At 66.2% G+C, this 20,395-nt stretch carries 12 protein-coding genes; 8 read left to right on the top strand and 4 right to left on the bottom strand.

The annotated features are described in order from the left end of the window. Nucleotides 1-57: 57 nt before the first annotated feature. Nucleotides 58-318: a hypothetical protein gene (locus GTP90_RS27435; RefSeq protein ID WP_161086484.1), complete on the top strand. Its 261-nt coding sequence runs from the start codon at nt 58-60 to the stop codon at nt 316-318. On the opposite strand, the gene GTP90_RS27430 is transcribed toward GTP90_RS27435, so the two are convergent. Then, complete coding sequence (locus tag GTP90_RS27430) at nt 315-3,017, bottom strand: TonB-dependent receptor domain-containing protein (protein ID WP_161086483.1); 2,703 nt, start codon at nt 3,015-3,017, stop codon at nt 315-317. The genes GTP90_RS27435 and GTP90_RS27430 overlap by 4 nt on opposite strands. 133 nt (nt 3,018-3,150) lie before the next feature. On the opposite strand from GTP90_RS27430, the gene GTP90_RS27425 reads away from it, so the two are divergent. Together GTP90_RS27425 and GTP90_RS27420 are read left to right on the top strand one after the other, a co-directional pair. Beyond that, a complete protein-coding gene (locus GTP90_RS27425) occupies nt 3,151-3,858 on the top strand; it encodes a 4Fe-4S dicluster domain-containing protein (protein ID WP_161086482.1) in 708 nt (235 codons plus the stop codon). A 2-nt stretch (nt 3,859-3,860) separates the two neighbouring features. Then, a complete protein-coding gene (locus tag GTP90_RS27420; protein WP_161086481.1) occupies nt 3,861-6,494 on the top strand; it encodes a molybdopterin-containing oxidoreductase family protein in 2,634 nt (877 codons plus the stop codon). Nucleotides 6,495-6,543: 49 nt separating this feature from the next. Here GTP90_RS27420 and GTP90_RS27415 read toward each other — a convergent pair whose 3' ends face one another. Beyond that, a complete protein-coding gene (locus GTP90_RS27415; protein ID WP_161086480.1) occupies nt 6,544-10,107 on the bottom strand; it encodes an indolepyruvate ferredoxin oxidoreductase family protein in 3,564 nt (1,187 codons plus the stop codon). A gap of 175 nt (nt 10,108-10,282) precedes the next feature. Continuing rightward, on the bottom strand, nt 10,283-11,392 hold the full coding sequence (gene hppD, locus GTP90_RS27410) for a 4-hydroxyphenylpyruvate dioxygenase (protein WP_161086479.1): 1,110 nt from the start codon (nt 11,390-11,392) through the stop codon (nt 10,283-10,285). Between the two features lie 126 nt (nt 11,393-11,518). Between hppD and GTP90_RS27405 the strand changes: the two genes are divergently transcribed. Next, on the top strand, nt 11,519-12,040 hold the full coding sequence (locus tag GTP90_RS27405) for an Lrp/AsnC family transcriptional regulator (RefSeq protein ID WP_008444048.1): 522 nt from the start codon (nt 11,519-11,521) through the stop codon (nt 12,038-12,040). A 13-nt stretch (nt 12,041-12,053) separates the two neighbouring features. Here the strand turns inward: GTP90_RS27405 and GTP90_RS27400 are convergent, their stop codons facing one another. Next, nucleotides 12,054-15,545, bottom strand: coding sequence for a caspase family protein (locus GTP90_RS27400; RefSeq protein ID WP_161086478.1), 3,492 nt, complete (start codon nt 15,543-15,545; stop codon nt 12,054-12,056). A gap of 179 nt (nt 15,546-15,724) precedes the next feature. On the opposite strand from GTP90_RS27400, the gene GTP90_RS27395 reads away from it, so the two are divergent. The 4 genes from GTP90_RS27395 to GTP90_RS27380 form a co-directional block, all read left to right on the top strand. Next, entirely contained in the window at nt 15,725-16,543 is an 819-nt protein-coding gene (locus tag GTP90_RS27395) for a hypothetical protein (RefSeq protein ID WP_161086477.1), read from the top strand. 44 nt (nt 16,544-16,587) lie between these two features. Then, the gene (locus tag GTP90_RS27390) at nt 16,588-18,675 is read left to right on the top strand and encodes a caspase family protein (RefSeq protein WP_161086476.1); all 2,088 of its coding nucleotides are present in this window, start codon (nt 16,588-16,590) and stop codon (nt 18,673-18,675) included. Further along, the gene (locus tag GTP90_RS27385; protein ID WP_161086475.1) at nt 18,672-19,370 is read left to right on the top strand and encodes a lysozyme; all 699 of its coding nucleotides are present in this window, start codon (nt 18,672-18,674) and stop codon (nt 19,368-19,370) included. The genes GTP90_RS27390 and GTP90_RS27385 overlap by 4 nt, the downstream gene beginning before the upstream one ends. Continuing rightward, the coding region (locus GTP90_RS27380) for a WD40 repeat domain-containing protein (protein WP_161086474.1) at nt 19,367-20,395 on the top strand (1,029 nt) is incomplete at its 3' end. The genes GTP90_RS27385 and GTP90_RS27380, both read left to right, overlap by 4 nt.

The following is a 20,395-nucleotide window of genomic DNA, read 5'->3' as shown; positions in this document are numbered from 1 at the left end:
AGGCCACCGGCGCGCTGCCAAGATGGAGTCCTCATCAACCCAAAAGGAGTTTTCATCATGCGAGCACAAGACGTACTGCCAGACCATATCAATGCCGGAGAATTCAACGGCGTCACCGTGAGGAAGGGCACCGTCGGCGCCTTCCTGGCCAACGCCCGCACCCTGCAGGCGAAGGACAGCTCGGAAGAGGCCCGCGCCGAAGCGCGCGCCGACATCATCGATGGCCTGCCGGGGGTAGTGGCGCTGGGCGTCCTCGATATCTTCGAAATCAAGGATACGGCGCTGCGCGAACTGGTCGCGCAGCACTTGCCAGATTAAGAGCCGAAGTGGTAATTCAGCTCGACCCAGCCCTGGCGGCCAGTCGGGTTGTAGTTACCGACCGGGTAGTAAGGCCAGCCGCCGCTGGTGTCGGCCTTGACCTTGTTGAACAGGTTGTTGACCGCGACCGACACCGTGGCGCGCTGGTTCAGCCGGTAGACGATGCTGGCGTTGGCCAGCGTGGTCGGCGACAGGAAGGCCGTGCCGGCGCCATTGGGCACCTTGCCGTAGCGTTGCAGGAACAGGGTGCTCGACCAATCGGCCACGTTCCACGTCAGGCTGGCATTGAGCTTGTCGCGCCAGTCGGCGTTGCCCAGGTCTTCCAGGTCGTCGATCAATTCGTCGCCGGAGAACTGGCGCGACTTCTTGTTCAGCGTCTTGGAGTAGGCGCCCTTGGCGATCCATACGCCATATGCCTGCGTGCGCAGCACGTACTTGCCGCTGATGTCGATGCCGCTCACGCTGGTCGACGCGGCGTTGATCGGGCTGACGCGGATCTGCCGGATCTCGCCCGGCTTGTTCAGCGCCGTCAGCGGATTGCGGACCACGCGCGCGATGGTGTCGGCGCAGGTCGGCGAGGTCAGGTCGTTGGTGGTGCGGCAGTGCGCCTCGTCGCGCAGCAGCTTGTCGGCGCTCAGGTTCGTGACCAGGTCATCGATCTTGATGTTCCAGTAGTCCAGCGTCAAATCGAAGTTGGCGCTTGGCGACCACACCGCGCCCAGGCCCGACGAGCGGCCCTTCTCCGAACGCAGGTCCTTGCTGCCTGACTGCTCGTAGTCCGCGCCCGGCGACACGTTGGCGAACTCGCACTGCTCGACCGGCTGGACGGCCTTTGCGCAGCGGTAGTAGTCGGTGGTGGACGAGTAGTAGCCGGTGCCGCGCGCCTTGAAGATGTAGTTCATGTCCGGCGCGCGGAAGCTGGTCGAGTGGTTCCCGCGCACCAGCAGCTGCGTGGCCGGGCGCCATTCCAGGCCGGCGTTGTAGGTCAGCTTGCCGTCGTTGCGGCCGGCGAAGCTGTAACGGTCGTAGCGGCCGGCCAGCGTGGCGTCGAGCTTCTGCAGCAGCGGCACGTTCGCCTCCAGGCCCACCGCATAGCGCTTGCGGGTGCCGGCGGTGACATCGGACGGCGTCACGGTGTTGAAGTAGCCCTGGTTGATGCGCGGGTCCGGCGTATTCGAGAAGCCCTGCTTGCCCACTTCCGCCACCGCCGCCAGCTTGACCGGGCCGGCCGGCAGCTGGAAGGCCTCGCCGTTGGCGCTGATGCTGGCGGTGTTGGTCCACGACTTGTCGTTGCTGACCGAGGTGCCGGTGATGCTGTCGAATTCCGCCGGCGTCAGGCGCCGCGTCAGGCGCGCCGGATCGGGCGCGTAGATCGCCACGCCGTCCGCATCGACGCCCAGCTTGGGGCCGAGGAAGAAGCTGTCGATGTTCGACAGCGCGCGCGGCGTGTGGCTCTCGCTCTTGTATTGCGACGCGGTGTAGGCGGCCTCGTACTGCCAGCCGGTGCCGGGGATGCGGCCCTTGGCGCCGAAGGCGATCGAGCTGGCCTGGTCGTCCCAGCTGCGGTTGTAGCGCTGCACGCCGCCGATTTCCTCCGGCGCGATGTAGCGGTTCCAGGCTTCGTAGGTGCCGCTGTTCTTGTTCCAGAAATAGCTGTCGGCGGTCGACGCCGATGTCCACGACGGCCCGCGCGTGTTGTTGGCGCTGCGGTTCTGGCCAAGCAGCGCTTCGGCGAACAGCGTGGTGTCCGCCGACAGCTCGTAGTTGGCGCTGCCGAACAGGTTCTGGCTGCTGTTTTTTGTCTGCGTGGTCCAGTAGGTCGGCCCCACCTTGCCGCTGCCGCAGTAGCTGCCCGCCTTGCCGGTGTACTTGACGGTGCTGCCTTCGAACAGGTCGCCCAGGCTGACGCAGGCCTCGCCCGGGTCGACGTACTTGCCGGTGTTGACGTTCTTGCGGCCCAACAGGGAGGTAGGCGCCACGCCGGTCTTGGCGCTCATGAATTCGCGGTCGCGGCTCCACAGCGGATCGCGCTCCAGGAACTCGGCGCTGAACAGGGTATTGAGCTTGCCGAAGCTTTGGCCGCCGGTCAATTGCAGGCGCTGGTCGCCGCCGCCGCCGCGCGAGGTGCCGCCTACTTTGACGTTGACGTCCACTCCCTCGGCCTGTTTCTTCAGGATGATGTTGACCACGCCCGCGATGGCGTCGGAGCCGTAGACGGCGGACGCGCCGCCGCTGAGGATCTCGATGCGCTCCACCACGCCCGATGGAATGTTGGCCAGGTTGGTGAAGTTGACCGTGCCTTCATACGCGATCGGGAAGTCCGCCATGCGGCGGCCGTTGAGCAGCACCAGCGTGTGGTTCGGGCCGAGGCCGCGCAGGCTGATGGTGTTGGCCGACGGCGTGAAGGTGTTGCCGTAATCGGCGCCCTGGGTGAAGCCGCTGTTCTGCGTCAGGTTGCTGAGCGCGTCGAAGACGTTCTTGTAACCCTGCCTGGTGATGTCCTCGCCGGTGACGACGGTGACGGGCGACGGCCCTTCCAGGCTGGCGCGCGGAATGCGCGAACCAGTGACGACGACGGCGGGTGGCGCCGCTGTGACTGCGGCCGCGTCCTGCGCTTGTGCCAGCGCGGGAGCGGCGGCCCCGCACAGCAGGGCGATAGCGCCTGCCGCCAGAGGCTTCAATTCAAATTGTGTTTTCATTGAGGTGATCCGGGTGAAGAATGGGACGCCACCATAGCAAGCCACAAGTCAAACCTGAACGAATGAATTCGCGATTGCTTATGCATTATTTTGTGGTCTAATCTCAGGACACGCGCCCCCAAGGAACACACCCATGACCTCCAACACCTCCGGCCCCAAATGGGGCATGGCCATCGACCTGGAACGCTGCATCGGCTGCCACGCATGCTCGGTGGCGTGCAAGGTCGAGAACTCCGTATCGCTCGGCCACTTCCGCACCAAGGTGTACTACTACGATTTCGCCGCGGTCAATCCGTTCAATCACCAGCCGACCACCAAGCGCGCCTTCCTGCCGACGCTGTGCATGCAGTGCGAGGACGCGCCCTGCCTGGACGCCTGTCCCAACGACGCCATCGTGCGCGGCGCCGACGGCATCATCCACATCGACGATACCGCCTGCGACCGCAGCCGCGACTGCATCAAGGCCTGTCCCTACGGCGCCATCCACATCGATCCGGTGGCCGAGGTGGCCGACAAGTGCGACTTCTGCTCCCACCGGCTGGCGGCGGACATGGAGCCGGCCTGCGTGGAGGTATGCCCCGCCGATGTATTCGCGTTCGGTGACCTGAACGATCCGGCCAGCCCGGTCAGCCAGTTCCACGCCAAGCACCGCAAGCAGGTGGCGCCGCTCAAGCCGGAGGAAAAGACCAAGCCGCTGGTGCAGTACCGGGGCCTGGGCGGCGTGGTGCCGCGCGCGATGGCGCACAAGGTGCCCAAGGGCCGCAGCCACGACCCGTTCTCCTACGAGATCGATACCTGGGACCAGTTGAAGTCAGCGTTCTCAAAACCGAAGGGAGCATGAATATGGACCGTCGGGGATTCATCAAAAGCGGCATCGGCTCGATGGCCGGATTGGGACTGGGCGAGACCATCCTGTTGACGCCCAACGCCGCGCAGGCGCTGAACTACCGGCCGCTGGCCAATGGCGACCAGCGCAAGGTCAAGAACGATTACCGCAACGCCAGGCGCGTCACCAGCGTATGCCTGAACTGCTCGACCGTGTGCGGCATCGAGGCCTTCGTCCAGGATGGCAAGGTGATCAAGATTCGCGGCAATCCGCTCGACCCCAACATGGGCAGCCACATGACCTGCGCCAAGGGACAGTCCGCGCCGACCATCAACGACTACCCGGAGCGCCTGCTGTATCCACTCAAGCGGGTGGGCGCGCGCGGCGAGGGACTGTGGAAGCGCATCAGCTGGGACGAGGCCTACGCCGAGGTGGCGGACCGCATCAAGGCCAGCATCGCCAGCGGCCATCCGGAGCGGGTCGCGCTGCACCAGGGCCGTTCCCGCATCGACGCCGAGATCAACCGCTTCCTGAGCGCGATCGGCACGCCGGTGCAGCTGAACCACCGCGCGCTGTGCTCCTCCAACAAGCGCGCCGCCAACTACGTTTCGCTCGGCGAGACCGATTGGGAATCGATCGACGCGGAGCGCTGCAAGTACTTCCTCAACTTCGGCGCCAATTTCTACGAGGCGCACCAGGGCGGCCTGCATCTGGTGAGCCGCATCGTCAAGGCGCGCTTCGACCATGGCGCCAAGCTGGTGACGTTCGACGTGCGCCTGTCCAACACGGCCGGCCGCAGCGACGAATGGCACCAGCCCTTCCCCGGCACCGATGGTGCGGTCGCGCTGGCGATGGCGCATGTGATCGTGCGCGAGAACGAGATCGACCACGACTTCATCGACAAGTTCGTGCAGCCCGGGCTTGAGACCATTCGCGCTTGGCTGGCCCCGTGCACGCCGGCGTGGGCGGCCAAGCTTTCCGGCATCGCCGCCACCGACATCGAGCGCCTCGCGCTGGAGTTTGCGCGCAAGCGCCCCGCTGTCGCGGCCTTCACCAACCGTGGCACCGGCGCCCACTACAACGGCTTCAACTCCGAGCGCGCGGTCGTCATGCTCAACGCGCTGGTCGGCTCGGTGGCGCGGCCAGGCGGCTACTGCTACGGCCTGGAGGAGAAGCTGTCGGCCAGCCGTTATCCGCTGCCACAGCCCGTGCCGCCGTCGCCCAAGATCCGCACCGACCTGGAAGATCCGCAGGAATGGCCGCTGGCCAACCGCTGGCAGAAGATGAAGGTCGGCCAGATCGTCTACGACTATCTGCGCCAGGGCCGGGCCAAGCTGGACGTCTACCTGAGCTACACCATCGCCTCGCCGATGACGTGGCCGGAAGGCCGCAGCACCACGGTCGAAGTGCTGAAGGATGAGAAGCTGATTCCCTTCCACGCCTGTTCGGACGTGATCTACTCCGAGATGGCCCACTACGCGGACCTGATCCTGCCCGATGCGACCTTCCTCGAACGCTGGGGCCTGGACATCCGCAACAACCTGGAGCTGACGCACTTCGTCACGCTGCGCCAGCCGCTGGTGCCGCCGCCGGGCGAGGCGCGCAGCTTCGCCGATGTGCTGTTCGATATCGGCCGCCGCCTCGCGCCCGAACAGGCGAAGTACTTCCAGTTCGGCAGCCATGAGGACTTCGTGCGCATCCAGTGCTCCAAGCTGCCGGCCACGGGGCCGGACGGCAAGCAGTTCAAGGACGGCTTCGAATACATGAAGCACTATGGCGTGTACGTCGATACCTCGCAACCGAAACCGTACGAGGTGTTCCAGAAGCCGCTGAGTGGCAAGCAGCTTGACGGCAGCCGGGTGGATGCCGCCAGCGGCGTGATCTACCGCCCCAACGACAAGGGCAAGGACAGCGCCATCGGCCTGATGGCTGGCGGCGCGCCGGTGCGCGGCTTCGCCACGCCGTCACGCAAGTTCGAGGTGCACGCGCCGGAGGTGACGATGGTGGCGAAGACGCGCGGCTTTGACGACGACGGCATGCCGACCTTCGTGCAGATCCCGTCGCACCGCGACCTGCCGGCGGACCGCTTCATCCTCAGCACCTTCAAATGGAACGTCCATACGCAGGGCCGCACCGCATCGCAAAAATACCTGAGCGAGATCGTGCACGACAACCCGATGTGGATCAACGTCTCTACGGCCAGGAAGCTAGGCCTGAAAAGCGGCGACATGGTGGAGTTGACCACCTACCGGCCGCAGTCCGGGCCGGCCGACCAGGCGGGCCTGCAGGCGTATCGCGGCAACGGCGAGAAGATCGGCTCGGCGCGGATGCGGGTGTTCGTCACGCGCGGCATCCATCCGCGCGTGGTGGCGGTGTCCAATTCGCTGGGCTGGATCAGCGGCGGGCGCGCAGCCGAGGGACGCAATGGACGGCGTGTGGAGGTGGCGGCACAGGGGATAGGCCCCGAGGCGGCCAAGGCCTTCGGGCCGCCGCCGGCGATCGATGACCTGAACGCCGGCGTTTGGTGGGACAAGAAGAACGGTGGGCGGGGCAATGGCGTCAACATCAACGCCCTGCTGCCGATTAACCCGCAGCCGCTGGTCGGCATGCAGGCCTGGTTCGACACCGTCTGCTCGCTGCGCAAGGTGTGAGCCGGAAGGCCAGGCGAAAAAAAACGGCCCCGCGAGGGGCCGTCGTCTTTTATGCAGCGTTGGTCTGGTTGCCGGCCGGCTTGCCGAAGGCCGCCAGCAGCGCCGCCTCCTTCTGCTTGGCCGCCTTGAAGTGACGCTCCTTCACATGGCCGTAGCCGCGGATGTCTTCAGGGATGCTGGCGATGGCCACGGCCTGCGACAGGTTCTCCGCCGTCAGCTTGGGCAGCAGCGAGGCCACGGTATCGCGGTACTCGCCGATCAGCGCGCGCTCCATCTTGCGCTCCGCCGTGTAGCCGAAGATGTCCAGCTTGGAGCCGCGCAGGCCCTTCAGCTTGGCCAGCACGCCAAACGCCTTCATCATCCACGGGCCGAATTCCTGCTTGACCAGGTGGCCTTCGGCATCGTGCTTGGCAAACAGCGGCGGCGCCAGGTGGAACTTCAGCGTGACGTCGCCCTCGAACATGCCGGCGATCTTCTGCTGGAACGCGCCGTCGGTGTACAGGCGCGCGACTTCATACTCGTCCTTGTACGCCATCAGCTTGTAGTAGTAGCGCGCCACGGCTTCGCTCAGGCGGGTGGTCTTGCCCAGCTTGGCCTCTTCCGCCCGAACCTGGTCGACAAACGATTTATACTGTTTAGCATAATTCGCGTCCTGGTAGGCGGTCAGCAGCTCCACGCGGCGGGCGACGATGTCGTCCAGCGTCTGGATGCGTTTGAACTCGATCACCTTGGCCGGCGTGGTGAGCTTGGTCACGGATGCCAGGTCGTGCGCGGCGGTGCGGCCCCAGTTGAAGGCCGCCTTGTTGAAGCCCACCGACACGCCATTGAGCTCGATCGCCTTGACCAGCGACGCTTCGCTCAGCGGCACATGGCCCTTCTGGAACGCGTAACCCAGCATGAACATATTGGTGGCGATGGAATCACCCATCAGCGCGGTGGCGATCTGGCCGGCGTCGACAAAGTCCACCAGCTCATTGCCGCAGGCCTTGACGATTTCGCCGCGCGAGGAAGCGTCCGGGAACTGCCAGTTCGGATTCTTCACAAACGCCGCCGTCGACGAGCCGGTCGAGTTGATCATCGCGTGCGTGCGGCCTTCGCCCATGCGCGACAAGGCGTCGCGCGAGGCGGTGACGATCAGGTCGCAGCCCACCACCAGGTCCGCGCTGCCGGTGCCGACGCGGGTCGAATGCAGGTCGGACTGCTTGTCCGCCAGGCGCACGTGCGACATCACCGGGCCGCCCTTCTGCGCCAGGCCGCTCATGTCCAGCACGATGGCGCCCTTGCCTTCGACGTGCGCAGCCACCGCCAGGATCTGGCCGACCGTCACCACGCCGGTGCCGCCGATGCCGGTGATCAGGATGCCGTACGGCGTGGCCGTCGACGGCAGCACCGGCGTAGGCAGCACCACTTGCGGCGCCTCGCCGACAGCAGCCTTCTTCGGCTTCTTCAACGCGCCGCCTTCCACCGTCACAAAGCTCGGGCAGAAACCGGTGGTGCAGGAGAAGTCCTTGTTGCAGGACGACTGGTTGATCTGGCGCTTGCGCCCCAGTTCCGTCTCCAGCGGTTCCACCGACAGGCAATTGGACTGCACGGAGCAGTCGCCGCAGCCTTCGCAGACGGCTTCGTTGATGACGGCGCGCTTGGCCGGATCAGGGTATTCGTTGCGCTTCCGGCGGCGGCGCTTCTCGGAGGCGCAGGTCTGGTCGTAGATCATGGCCGACACGCCTGGCTTGTCGCGCAGCTCCCGCTGCACGTCCATCAATTCGCTGCGGTGGCGCACGGTGACGCCGGGCGCCCAGTTGTAATCGGACGGGTATTTTTCCGGCTCGTCGGTGACGACGATGATCGGCGTGACGCCTTCGGCGGCGATCTGGCGCGAGATCATGCCCGGGTCCAGCGGACCATCGAACTGCTGGCCGCCGGTCATGGCGACGGCGTCGTTGAACAGGATCTTGTAGGTGATGTTGACCTTGGCCGCCACCGCCGCGCGGATCGCCAGGATCCCGGAGTGGAAGTAGGTGCCGTCGCCCAGGTTGGTGAAGACGTGCTTCTCGTTGGTGAACGGCGCCTGGCCGACCCAGGTCACGCCCTCCGCGCCCATGTGGGTGAAGGTGGAGGTTTCGCGATCCATCCACAGCACCATGTAGTGGCAGCCGATGCCGGCCAGCGCGCGCGAGCCTTCCGGCACCTTGGTCGAGGTGTTGTGCGGGCAGCCGGAGCAGAAGAACGGTGTGCGGTCGGTTTCCGGATTCGGCTTGGACGGCAGCGTTTTCAGCGCCAGCTCCTTCGCCTCCAGGAAGGCCACGCGCTCCTGCACGCGCTGCGCCACCGGATGGCCGGCGCAGTAGTGGGCGATGCGCGAGGCGATGGCGCGCGCGATCTGCGCCGGGTTCAGTTCATAGGTGGCCGGCAGCAGCCAGTCGCCGTGGCCGGTCTTGCCCTTGTTGCTCCATTCGCCGGTGTCGTCGAACTTGCCGACCACGCGCGGACGCTGGCCGTCCGGCAGGTTGTACAGCTCTTCCTTCAGCGCGTATTCGAGGATCTGGCGCTTCTCTTCCACCACCAGGATCTCGTCCAGGCCCTTGGCGAATTCGTGCACGCCGTCCGCCTCCAGCGGCCAGGTCATGCCGATCTTGTACAGGCGGATGCCGATGTCGGCGGCGGCCTGCTCGTCGATGCCCAGGTCGGCCAGCGCCTGGCGCGTGTCCAGGTAGGATTTGCCGGCGGTGATGATGCCGATCTTCGGCTTGGGCGAATCCCAGATGATCTTGTTCAGCTTATTGGCGCGGCAGTAGGCCAGCGCGGCGTACCACTTGTAGCTGTTCATCCGCACTTCCATATCGAGCACGGTGTCCGGCCAGCGGATATTCAGGCCACCGGCGGGCAGCTCGAAGTCGGTGGGCAGGTTGATCTGCACGCGGTCGGGATCGAAGTCCACCACGGCGCCGGATTCGATGATGTCGGTGACGCACTTCATCGATACCCACAGGCCGGTGTAGCGGCTCATGGCCCAGGCGTGCAGGCCGTAATCGATGTACTCCTGTACCGACGACGGATACAGCACAGGAATGCCGCAGGCATTGAGGATGTGGTCCGACTGGTGCGCGGTGGAGGAGGACTTGGCCGCGTGGTCGTCGCCGGCCAGTACCAGCACGCCGCCGTGCTTTGCGGAGCCGGCGTTGTTGGCGTGCTTGAAGACGTCACCGCAGCGGTCCACGCCGGGGCCTTTGCCGTACCACATGGAGAAGACGCCGTCGTATTTGGCATCCTGGAAAAGATTGGTTTGCTGCGTGCCCCAGACCGCGGTGGCGGCCAGGTCTTCGTTCATCCCGGGATGGAACTTGACGTGGTGGGCGTCCAGGTACTTCTTGGCTTTCATCGCCGTCATGTCGACGCTGGTGACGGGGGAGCCGCGATAGCCGGTGATGTAGCCGGCGGTGTTCAGGCCTGCCTTCAGGTCCCGTTCGCGCTGCATCATCGGTAGGCGGATCAGGGCCTGGGTGCCGGTCATGAAGGCCCGGCCGCGTTCCAGCGTCCACTTGTCATCCAGTGAGATTTCGTTGTCCGAGTGCGTGCCCGGCTCCAGTTGCGAGCCCTTGTGAGGTGCGTTCATTGTGTCTCCATTATTCTTTAAGCCATGCGCTACAGGGCCGGATTGGCCCAGGAGCGCGCGATCCGCCGGCCCTTGTGGAGACGGCGGAACGGAAAAATGCGGTTTTTTTTATAGGGTACCACAGGCCTGCGCCCCGTTCTGTGCGGGGCTGCGGGCTTTAATAAACCCTTGTTCCTTATGCTGCGGGGTCTTTCAACACGCCGCGCTTGATCTGATCCAGCTCGATCGATTCAAACAGCGCACGGAAGTTGCCTTCGCCGAAACCTTGATCGCCCTTGCGCTGGATGATCTCGAAGAAGATCGGACCGATGACGTTCTGGCTGAAGATCTGCAGCAGCAGTTCGCGCTCGTTCTCGTTGCTGTGGCCATCGATCAGGATACGCAGGCGGCGCAGGTCTTCCAGGCGCTCGCCGTGGTTCGGCAGGCGGCGGTTGACCAGTTCATAGTAGGTCTCGATCGTGTCCTGGAAGTCGATGCCGGCCTTCTTCATCGTCTCGACGGACGTGTAGATGTCGTCGGTGCCCAGCGCGATGTGCTGGATGCCTTCGCCGTGGTACTCGTCCAGGTATTCGGCGATCTGCGACTTGTCGTCCGACGATTCGTTGATCGGGATGCGCACCTTGCCGCATGGCGAAGTCATGGCCTTCGACTTCAGGCCGGTCAGCTTGCCCTCGATGTCGAAGTAGCGCACTTCGCGGAAGTTGAACATCTTCTCGTAGAAGTCCGCCCATTCCTTCATGCGGCCGCGATGGACGTTGTTGGTCAGGTGGTCGATGTAGGTCAGGCCATGGCCGACCGGGTTGGCTTCCGCGCCGGGGATGGCGACGAAGTCGACGTCGTAGATGCTGATGTCGCCGATGGCGCCTTGCTCGCCGCCGTTCTTGCCGCGCCAGCGGTCGACCAGGTAGATCAGCGAATCGCCCACGCCCTTGATGGCGGGGATGTTCAGTTCCATCGGGCCGGTCTTGTTGTCGAAGCCCCAGGCGCCTTGCTCCAGCGCGCGCTTGTAGGCGAATGCGGCATCCTTCACGCGGATCGCGATCGCGCACACGGACGGGCCGTGGTGGCGGGCGAAGCGCTGGGCGAAGGAATCCTGCTCGGCGTTGATGATGAAGTTGATGTCGCCCTGGCGGTACAGGGTCACATCCTTATGGCGATGGCGGGCGATCGCGGTAAAACCCATGCTCTCGAACAGTGCGCCCAGTGCTTTGGGATCGGGTGCGGCGTATTCGACAAATTCAAAACCATCGGTCCCCATCGGGTTGTCCCAAGGCGTAAATTTCATGCAAGTCTCCTTCTTAGAATAGCGCACAGTATAGTCTCGGTCCGACAGCAGTAAATTGCAAACAATTCCCATGTGCGGCGGTTTTGCGCAATAATATTGCCTGAACCATGAATTTTTGAGGTGTTTATGACCAAGATTGCGCTGGACAAAACGGACCGTAAGATTCTGTCCATCTTGCAGGCGGACGGGCGGCTGTCGAACCAGGACGTGGCGGAGCTGGTGGCCTTGTCGCCATCGCCGTGCCTGCGCCGCATCAAGCGGCTGGAGGAGGCGGGCGTGATCCGCCAGTACGTGGCGCTGCTCGACCCGGACAAGATCGGCCTGGGGCTGCTGGCCTACGTCAACGTGCGGCTGGAGAAGCACAGCGAGGCGGCCGCGCACAGCAACGCCCGCGCGCTGGGCGCGCCAAACGCGCCGGTGTCGCCGCGTGCGGATTTCGCGGTGTCGGTGGAGCAGTGGCCGGAGGTGGTGGCCTGCTACGCGATGACGGGCGAGATGGACTATCTGCTGCGGGTGCACGTGGAAGACATGGACCACTTCTCGCGCTTCATGATGGCGACGCTGCTGCGCCACCCGGCGGTGCTGGACGTGAAATCCTCGTTCGCCCTGCAGCGCATCAAAGACACCACCGCGCTGCCGCTGGTCTAGCTCCGGCGTCCCCTCATGGGGAAGGACCGCCGGCGGTTGCCCGGGTCACCAGCACCTCGACCCTGGGCGCCGTCCGCGCGAAATCGAACAGGGCCGGCGTCTGGGCCCGCTTTTCCGCCAGCGACCGGAAGGCCTCGTCCACGATCGGATCCTTGAGATTGCTTACCCCCACCCGCCCCCGCCGGATTTCCTCATATAGCCCGGGCACCCGGGCCTCGCCGTAGCGCAGCCATTCGGCCAGCGTCACGCTGCCGTCGCGATCCGCGTCGGCGGCGGCCACCCCGCCCGCCGGGGTGCGCAATCCATCGCCGACCAAGGCATAGGTCAGCAGCCCCTGCAGCAACACGCCGCTTTCCAACGCCACGTCGTCCGCCTGGCTGGCCGCCAGGATGCGCATGTTTTTATCGTAGGCTAACTGTCCCAGGCCCCGGTCGCCCATCGGTCCCGGCTTGAAACCGGGCTGGTCGACGCTGCCCGCGGCATGGCAGGCGTCGATAATCATCGCGATCTGGCCGGCGTCGACCGGCCGCAACCAATCGCTGAGATCGTCGCTTGAAATGAAACGGCTCAGCGCCTGCGCGTCGATGGGCAGGCCGCTCCCGGAATCGGACGGCAGCAGGTAGAACTTGCCCTGCTTGCTGGTATAGCCGTGCCCGGAAAAACTCAGGATCACGAGATCGTCCGGCGTCGCCGGCGCCAGCGCATCGGCGTTGGCCACGCCGGCGAGTTCGCCGCCGGTGCCCGGGCCGCCGGCCAGCCGCGCCAGCACCGCGCGGATATTCGCCCTGGTCGCTTTCCAGGCGGACGCATCTTTCCCCTCCGACACCAGCGTCACGGGCACCACACGGTAGCCTTTCAGGCCGGCCAGCGCCCTAGACATCGCGCGGGCGTCGCTGGCCGCAAAGCGCAACGTGCGCTCGGGCGCGTCGTAGCTGTCGGCGCCCACGGCGATCACATAAGCGGTAGCGCGCGCCGCCGGCGCGTCGGCCGGCACCAGATAGCGGTCGTCGACCACCGTGGCGCTCTTGACCCGGTCTTCGTTGAAGGCGTAGGCACTCAGCTTGACCGGCAGCCCCCGGTTGCGGCCGGCCAGCCGCACCGCAAAGCGCTTGATCGCCGAGCTCTGGCCGGGCGCCATGGCGATCCGCGCGTTGTCGGCCCAGTCCGCACCGTCGCGGTCCGCCGCCGTATTGTCGGGCAACTGGCGCACAAGTTGCCCATCGCGGAACAGCCGCAGATCGTAGACGCCGGTCTGCTGCTTCCCGTTCGGTTGCGTCGGATCGCTGACGGCCGATACTTCGACATCGACCAGTGCCTCCAGCGCCGTGGCGCCGCGGCGCACGGCGGCGATGCGCACGCCGGGCTGGATGCGGTTGAGCGACGCCAGCGGCCGTACCGGCGCGAGGGCCGGTGCGCACGCCGCCGGGTCGGTGCCCTTGCCGGCCTCGCAGGCGAGCAGCCGGGCAACGAGCCGGGGAATCAGGCGCGGCTCGTAGAAGTCGCGCATGAACACCTCCGGCGGCAAGGGGCGCAGCGGATCGTCCGGCATGCGCCAGGAGACCACCGCCAGGCTCTCGCTGTCGGACATGTCGAAGCGGCCGTCGGGCGTCGCCGCCATCCATTGGCCGTCCGGCAGCAGGTACAGCGACGCCAGGTCGCTGCGGCCGGCCACGCTGGCGACCCGGATTTCCCCTCCCAGGCCGATCGCCACCAGCAAGCCCGGCGGCAAGAACACCAGCGAGTTGACGGTGCTGCGCAGACGCGTGAAGGCAGGCAGCTTCTGCAGCGATGGCAGGTCGACCAGGTCCACCTCCCCAGTGCCGCGGCCGATGGCCAATCGTTGCCCATCGGCGGAAAAACGCAGCGCGCTGACCTTGCCCTGGCCGTCGATCCGTCGCGGCGTCGTGCGCGCATTGACCAGGTCGAAAAACCGCACGCTGCCGTCGGCCTGGCCAAATGCCAGCTGGCGCCCGTCGGCGGAATAGGCAAACGCCGTTCCGGTGTCGGCCCCCGCCACCAAGGCATACTGCGTTTTGTCGGCCAGCCGTATCAGGCCGAAAGCCTGCGCCTCGCCCACCGCGGCAAGCCAGGCGCCGTCCTGGCTGTATTCCAGGCGGGTGGCCGGATGCGGCAGCTTGCCGACCACGACAAAGGATCCGCCGGCCGCATCGTAGACGCGCAACTCCGCGCCGTACGAGACCGCCACCGACTTGCCGTCCGGCGCCAGGGCCGCGGCCCAGCTATACATCGGTACGGCTGGATGGACCTGATGCCGCGCCCAGCCCTCGCCGGCGCGCAGCACCGTGGCGCCGCCGGCCTGGCTTGCGGACCACACGGCCTGCCCGTCCTGGTCCATGTCGACATAGCGGTTCGGCTCGTCCGCGCGATAGACCAGGGCGATGCGCGCGCGCTCAAGATCGAGCCGCCACACCTCGGTATCGGTGCGCACCGTCAGCGCGGCACCGCTGCCCTGCGCGGCGGCGGCGACCGGGGTGAGCACCCTGGCGGAAATGTCCCGCTCGCCGGCGGCGCCGAGCGAGACCATGCGTATCGCGCCGGACATCAGGCCAGCGGCCGCCAGGTCGCCGCGCGCGCTGACGGCCAGCCCGGTCAGGTCCTCGGCAAACTTCCAGTGGCGCGTGGTGTGGCTGGCGAGATCGGTGTACCCGAGAACGCCATCGCTGATGCCCATCAACAAACCCTTTCCGTCCGGCGTGAACAGCAGCCTGCGCAGCCCATCGTTGGTGGCCAGCGCTGTCGCGGGCGCCGCGTTGCGGTCAAAACGGACCACGTCGAGGCGGCCTTGGTAGGCCAGCGCAACGGCATCCGCCCTCGGGCTGAGCGCCACCACCAGGTGCGGATGATCGCGCGGCGCCAGCGCCACCGTCACGCGGCAGCCATGCTGGAGGTCGACCTCCAGGACGGCGCCGTTTCCGGTGGCGATCATGAGCCGCCGGCCGTCGGGATGGAACATGAAATCGAGGTTGCCGTAAGAGTCGCCGGGTTGGGCGGCGAGCGGCTCGGCGCACGCCGCCCCCGGCAAGGGGAGCGCCTGCCAGGTCCTGGCGTCGAACAGCGCCAGCCGGCCGTCCGCCGTCAAGCCGGCCACCCTGGCTTGGTCGGGACTGAGCGCGAAGCGCTGCAGCGGCGGAATCCGCCCCGGGGTTGGCCGGCCATCGGCCAGGCCGATCAGGCCCGGTTTGCCGCCGTTGTAAGGGATCAGTGCAATCGAACCGGCCTGCTCGTTCACCAGCATGGCCGCGTAGCCGGGCGTCGCCGCCGACGACGGCGTGAAATCGCGCGACAGTCCGCTTGCATGGTTCCAGACCAGCATGGTGCCGGTATGGTCGGCCGTCACGAGCAGGCTGTCGCCGGCCGCGAACGCCATCCGCGTCACCGCGATGCGATGCCCGCTCTGGGGCTCCAGCACTGGCTGGTCGGCGGCCAGGGCTGCGGCGCCGCTGCCCAGCATCGCTACCAAGAAGATATTTACGCTTGACCACATGGGTGCTCTCCCCGCCTGAAAAAAAACGCCGCCGATGACCCTTGAATGATGTTTTTATGACACGAATTTTAATAATTGCCAAGTTTTTTTTGAGGCGGGCAAAAATCTCGGCTATATTCGGATACTTATAAAAATGACAGCAAAATCCAACCACCAGGGATCACCTCAAAGGAGCCGCCATGCCTGCCTCTCTGCCCCCCATGAAGTTGTTTGATACCCGCCATGCCCGCAAGTTCATCCTGGGTTTGCTGGCATGCGGGTTGCTGCAAGGCTGCGGCGTCCTGCAGCAGCCGCTGATGCCCTCCGCGCCGGAGCGGGCCGTCAAAACCGCCAAGGAGGCGGCGCTGGCACTGCGCCGGCAGGATGACAAAAGGCCGCTCGGCCTGGACGACATGAAAGCCGTGACCGCCGCGCTGCGCGGCGACATCATCGCGGCCGCCGAGCAAAAGAATCTGCAATCATGGAATTCGGGACTGACCACACTGCTGGGCGGCACCATGGCCACCGTCGGCTCGGTGACCGCGCGCACCGGCCTCACCAATACCGGCATCGCGCTCGCCCTGCTCGGGCTGAGCAGCGACCAATTCTATAAGCCGGCCAACGCCATCGACATCCATCTCGACGCCGACAGCAAGTTGATGTGCATCGCCGACGCGACCAGCGATCTGAACGAGACCAACCGCCAACTGGCCACAGGCTCCGGGTTCACGGGCGCAGATGAAGCGGAGAAGGCGGTCGAGACGCTGGAGGGAACCATCAACTCAGCGATGCTGTCTTACCGTCGCAGCCTGCTTGGCCTGCGTCCCGGCACCCCCACCCGCGACGACATCCTGGGCATGATCAAACGGTTCCAGGCGGACGCGACAAGTGGCGCCAAGGGCGGCCTTCCCGACAACAGCGACGAACAAAAAGCAAAGGCCGCGGCGGCACAAAAATACGTCGGCTTGAGCACCGTCCTGCAGGCTTGCATCAAATTGGGCGCGCCGGTGGCGAAATAAACGCGGCGCCGGGCGCCCATCCAACCAGCACCGAAAGGACTAACATGCGATCAGATTACAAAATAGCGGCTTCGATCATCCTGCTGGCGTCGACCGCCATGCCTGCCGTGATGACCCGGGCCGCGCCGGCGCCTGCACCGAAAAGCTACGCCTTGCTGGTGGGCGTCGATCAATACGCGCAACCCACCGACATGGCGTATCAGATTTCCAACCTCCGGGGACCGGCCAACGATGTCGCGGAAATCAAGGCGCTGCTGACGGACAAATACGCCTTCTCCGGCGCCGACATCGTCACGCTGATCGGCAAGCAGGCGACCGTCGCGGCGATCGAGGCCAATTTCAAAAGCCACCTGCTGGACAACGCCAAGAAGAATCCCGGCGCCAGGATCGTCTTTTACGTGAGCGGCCACGGCTCGACCAGCCAGGACCGGAACGGCGACGAGAGCGACGGCGTCGATGAAACCCTGGTCGCGCACGACAGCCGGACCACGGGGAAAAGCGACATCCTCGACGACCAGATCGAGCAGTGGCTGAAAAGCCTGGCGCCCTACACCAGCAACGTCACCGTCATTTTCGACAGCTGCCATTCGGGCGATGGCACCAGAGCCCTGGGCCTGACCGCGCGCGGCGTGCCGCCCAACCACAACACCGACCCGCATGGCGTCCAATACAAGCGCAGCAAGGATGGCGCCGAACGGGTCGGCACGCTGCGCGGCCGGAACGGCTACGCCTTCATCTCCGGCGCGCGCGCGGGCGAGCTGTCCAACGAGGGCGCGATACTCGACGAAAACGGCCAGGCGCAATACCGCGGCTTTCTCACGCACTACCTGGTCGCCGCGCTGCGCCAGGACCCGACACTGACCTATGAGGAAGTGGTGCACCGCATCGGCCCGCAGATCGCCAGGCTGGCGCCGTCGCAGCACCCGCAGGCCCAGGGCGACGTCCTAAGGCGCTTCCTTGGCACACCCGGCGATCAACAAAAACCGTACATCAAGATCGCCAACACGCCGGTCGGCAACCGCTTCACCGTCGAGGCCGGAGCGATCCACGGCGTCGGCGTCGGCGCCTTGCTGGCTGTCTACGCCAGCGATACCGAGAAGCTGGTGGGCGAGACGGGAAAGATCGCCAACGCCCAGGTCGTCACGGCCACGATGAATACAGCCGACGTCGAACTGCTCGGCAATCCGTCGCGGGCCGTGACCCGCGACGACAAGGTCACGTTGGTCACGCCGGCCAAGGCCAGCGAACGCACCCCGGTCCTGCTGAGCGGCCTGGCTCAGCAAAAAGCCACCAGCCAGGACCTGAAGGTGCTGGCCGGCATCAAGGAATTGCTCAAGGACGATTACGGCGTGATCGCGGCGCCGTCCGACAAGGACTGGGCGCTCAGCGTGCAGCGCGGCTGCATGACTGGCACGGTACTGACGCCGTCGTCGCGCGAAGCGGCCATGCCGGCCGCCACTTGCAAGCCGGTGTACTACGTCGCGCCCCGCGACAACCGCGACCGCGTGCTGGCGGACCTGATCGTTGACGAGGCCAGCACCAGCGACGCCGCGACCCGCCTGGCACGCTACATTTCCCTGAAGGCCAGGCAGGACAACCTGCGTCGCGTAGAAAACCTGCAATCGCCGCTGCAAGGCAAGCTCCGGATATCGCTGGTCAAGATGACCCAGGTGGATGGCAAGACCATCGAAACGGAATACAGCGCCGCCGCCGGCCCCCGGCTGGCGGTCGGCGACAAGTACCAGGCGCGGATCAGCAACGCCAGCGACCAAGACCTGTATGTCGCGCTGCTGGTGCTGGGTTCGAGCGGCGACACGTTCCTGTATTCGCCGTCCGGCAACGGCGAACTGGTCCTGAAAAACACCGCGTTCAAGGTCGGCCCCGTTTTCACCGCCGGCAAGCCTTACGGGCTGGAGACATACAAGCTGTTCGCCTCGCTCCGCCCGGACGTGGACTATCGCGTGCTGGAATCGATGGGAACCAAAACGTTGACCGGCGACACGTCGGTGTTCGGCCGGTTGCTGGCCGACTATTCCAACTCCGACACCAGGAACCCAGACGCGGCAACCCAGGCCGCGCTCAATCTCGACCAATGGGTGACGCACTCGATCGACGTGGAGATCGTCAAATGAACGGGCGGCGCAGTCTGCTGCGCCTGCTCGCGCTGGCACCGGCCGCGCCGCTGCTGCACGCCTGCGCGCAGCCCGGCGTGGCGACGCTGGCCGGCAAGCCGACCAACGCCATCTTCCTGGACGACGACAGCACCCGCGCCGTGCTGCCGCAAGGCGAAGCGTTGCGCCCCTTGCCGGCCAAGGGCTTGCAGCTGACCAAGGTATCCGAGGGCTGGGTCGACCACCTGTACAACGACGCCGCCGGCTACTGCACCGTCGGCTATGGCCACCTGTGCTACAAAAAACGCTGCGACGGCGCCACGCCGCGGCCCTACCTGCACGGCATTGACGAGCCGGCCGGCAGCGACCTGCTGCTGGCCGACATGCGCAAGGCCCAGGTCGAGGTCCAGGCCGCGATCCCGGACCATCTGCGGTTGCTCAACGACTTCCAATACGCCGCCCTGTGCGATTTCACCTTCAACGCCGGCGGCGCCAACTTCCGCGAATCGACCCTGCTCAAAGTCGTGCTGGCCCGGCAGTTCGACCGGGTGCCGGGGCAGTTGCGGCGCTGGGTGCTGGCGGGCGGCAAGGAATTCGCCGGCCTGAAGACCCGCCGCGAGGGCGAGATCGCCCTGTTCTTCGAAGGCACGACCATCCCCCGGGGCGTTCCGCGCCAGGACGAGGATTTGTCGCCGCTCGACATCGTGCGGCGATGAACAGCGCGCGCGCCGCCGTTCTGGCCGCCCTGGCGCTGGCCGCCGTCCGGGCCGTCGCCGCCGATCCGCAACTGATCGTGCAAAGCGCGCACACGCGGAAGGTGACCGCCGTCGCCGTCGACCGCCAGGGCCGCTGGATGGCCAGCGGCGGCGAGGACGGCGTCATCGGCGTCTGGGACCTGCGCAGCGGTTACCGGGTGCGGGCGCTGACCGGCGTGGCCAGCGCCATCTCCGGCCTGCGCTTCGACACCCACGGCGGCGGCCTCACGTTGACCGCGATCGGCGCCACCAGCGCGGACGCCGTCAGTTGGGATCTCGCCCAGCCCGGCCTGGCCGCGCCGCGGCGGCGCGATCTGGGCTGGCTGCGCCAGACAAGCAGCCTGGACGCCGGCGCCGGCGGCGACGCGCCCGCCGCGATGGCGGTCAGCGGCATCGACGGTTTCGACGTCTGGCGCGGCGCCGCGGACGGCAAGCACTGGCGCTACAGAAAGGCCGGCAGCCTGTTGACCGACATCGCGGTCAGCCCGGACGGCCAGGTCGTGGCCACCATCGCCCAGTCCGGTCGATTGACGCTGTGGACGCGCAACGGACGCGGCGGCTACGCGACACGCCATCTGGACAGCGCCCCGGACCAGCTGCGCACACTGTTTTTCAACCGCCACAACCAGCTGCTGGTCGCCACGCGGAGCGACGCCGCGCCCACCCGGCTGGTGCTGGAGCGATGGGATGGCTTGCGCGCCCGGCGGCTGTCCAAGGTCGCCGTCGACCACCGCTGCGTGCTGACGCCGCTGGCCTTTTCGGACGCCGGCCATGTCGCGGTCGGCACCGGCACGCTGCAGATCTTCCGCCACGGCACGTGGATGTCCCGGCTCGATCCCGAGCCGGACTGCGCGACGGCGCTGCTGGGGCTGATCGAGCCGCAGCAGCCGGACCGCCTGCGCCTGACCGGCATCGCGGCCGCCGGCCTCACCGTGGCCGCCTTCGACGAGGCCGGCGGCACGCTGGGCCTCGGCTATGCCGACGGC

The organism is Duganella vulcania (assembly GCF_009857655.1).
Lineage (GTDB): Bacteria > Pseudomonadota > Gammaproteobacteria > Burkholderiales > Burkholderiaceae_D > Rugamonas > Rugamonas vulcania.
Note: the sequence above shows the minus strand (reverse complement) of the source record. Positions and strands in the feature narration are given on the sequence as shown.

What these genes read in the sequence shown, in the direction of transcription:
- GTP90_RS27405 (WP_008444048.1), top strand. Translation starts at nt 11,519, where the DNA reads ATGACCAAGATTGCGCTGGACAAAACGGACCGTAAGATTCTGTCCATC.
- GTP90_RS27395 (WP_161086477.1), top strand. Translation starts at nt 15,725, where the DNA reads ATGCCTGCCTCTCTGCCCCCCATGAAGTTGTTTGATACCCGCCATGCC.
- GTP90_RS27435 (WP_161086484.1), top strand. Translation starts at nt 58, where the DNA reads ATGCGAGCACAAGACGTACTGCCAGACCATATCAATGCCGGAGAATTC.
- GTP90_RS27385 (WP_161086475.1), top strand. Translation starts at nt 18,672, where the DNA reads ATGAACGGGCGGCGCAGTCTGCTGCGCCTGCTCGCGCTGGCACCGGCC.
- GTP90_RS27415 (WP_161086480.1), bottom strand. Translation starts at nt 10,107, where the DNA reads ATGAACGCACCTCACAAGGGCTCGCAACTGGAGCCGGGCACGCACTCG.
- hppD (WP_161086479.1), bottom strand. Translation starts at nt 11,392, where the DNA reads ATGAAATTTACGCCTTGGGACAACCCGATGGGGACCGATGGTTTTGAA.
- GTP90_RS27420 (WP_161086481.1), top strand. Translation starts at nt 3,861, where the DNA reads ATGGACCGTCGGGGATTCATCAAAAGCGGCATCGGCTCGATGGCCGGA.
- GTP90_RS27390 (WP_161086476.1), top strand. Translation starts at nt 16,588, where the DNA reads ATGCGATCAGATTACAAAATAGCGGCTTCGATCATCCTGCTGGCGTCG.
- GTP90_RS27425 (WP_161086482.1), top strand. Translation starts at nt 3,151, where the DNA reads ATGACCTCCAACACCTCCGGCCCCAAATGGGGCATGGCCATCGACCTG.
- GTP90_RS27400 (WP_161086478.1), bottom strand. Translation starts at nt 15,545, where the DNA reads ATGTGGTCAAGCGTAAATATCTTCTTGGTAGCGATGCTGGGCAGCGGC.
- GTP90_RS27430 (WP_161086483.1), bottom strand. Translation starts at nt 3,017, where the DNA reads ATGAAAACACAATTTGAATTGAAGCCTCTGGCGGCAGGCGCTATCGCC.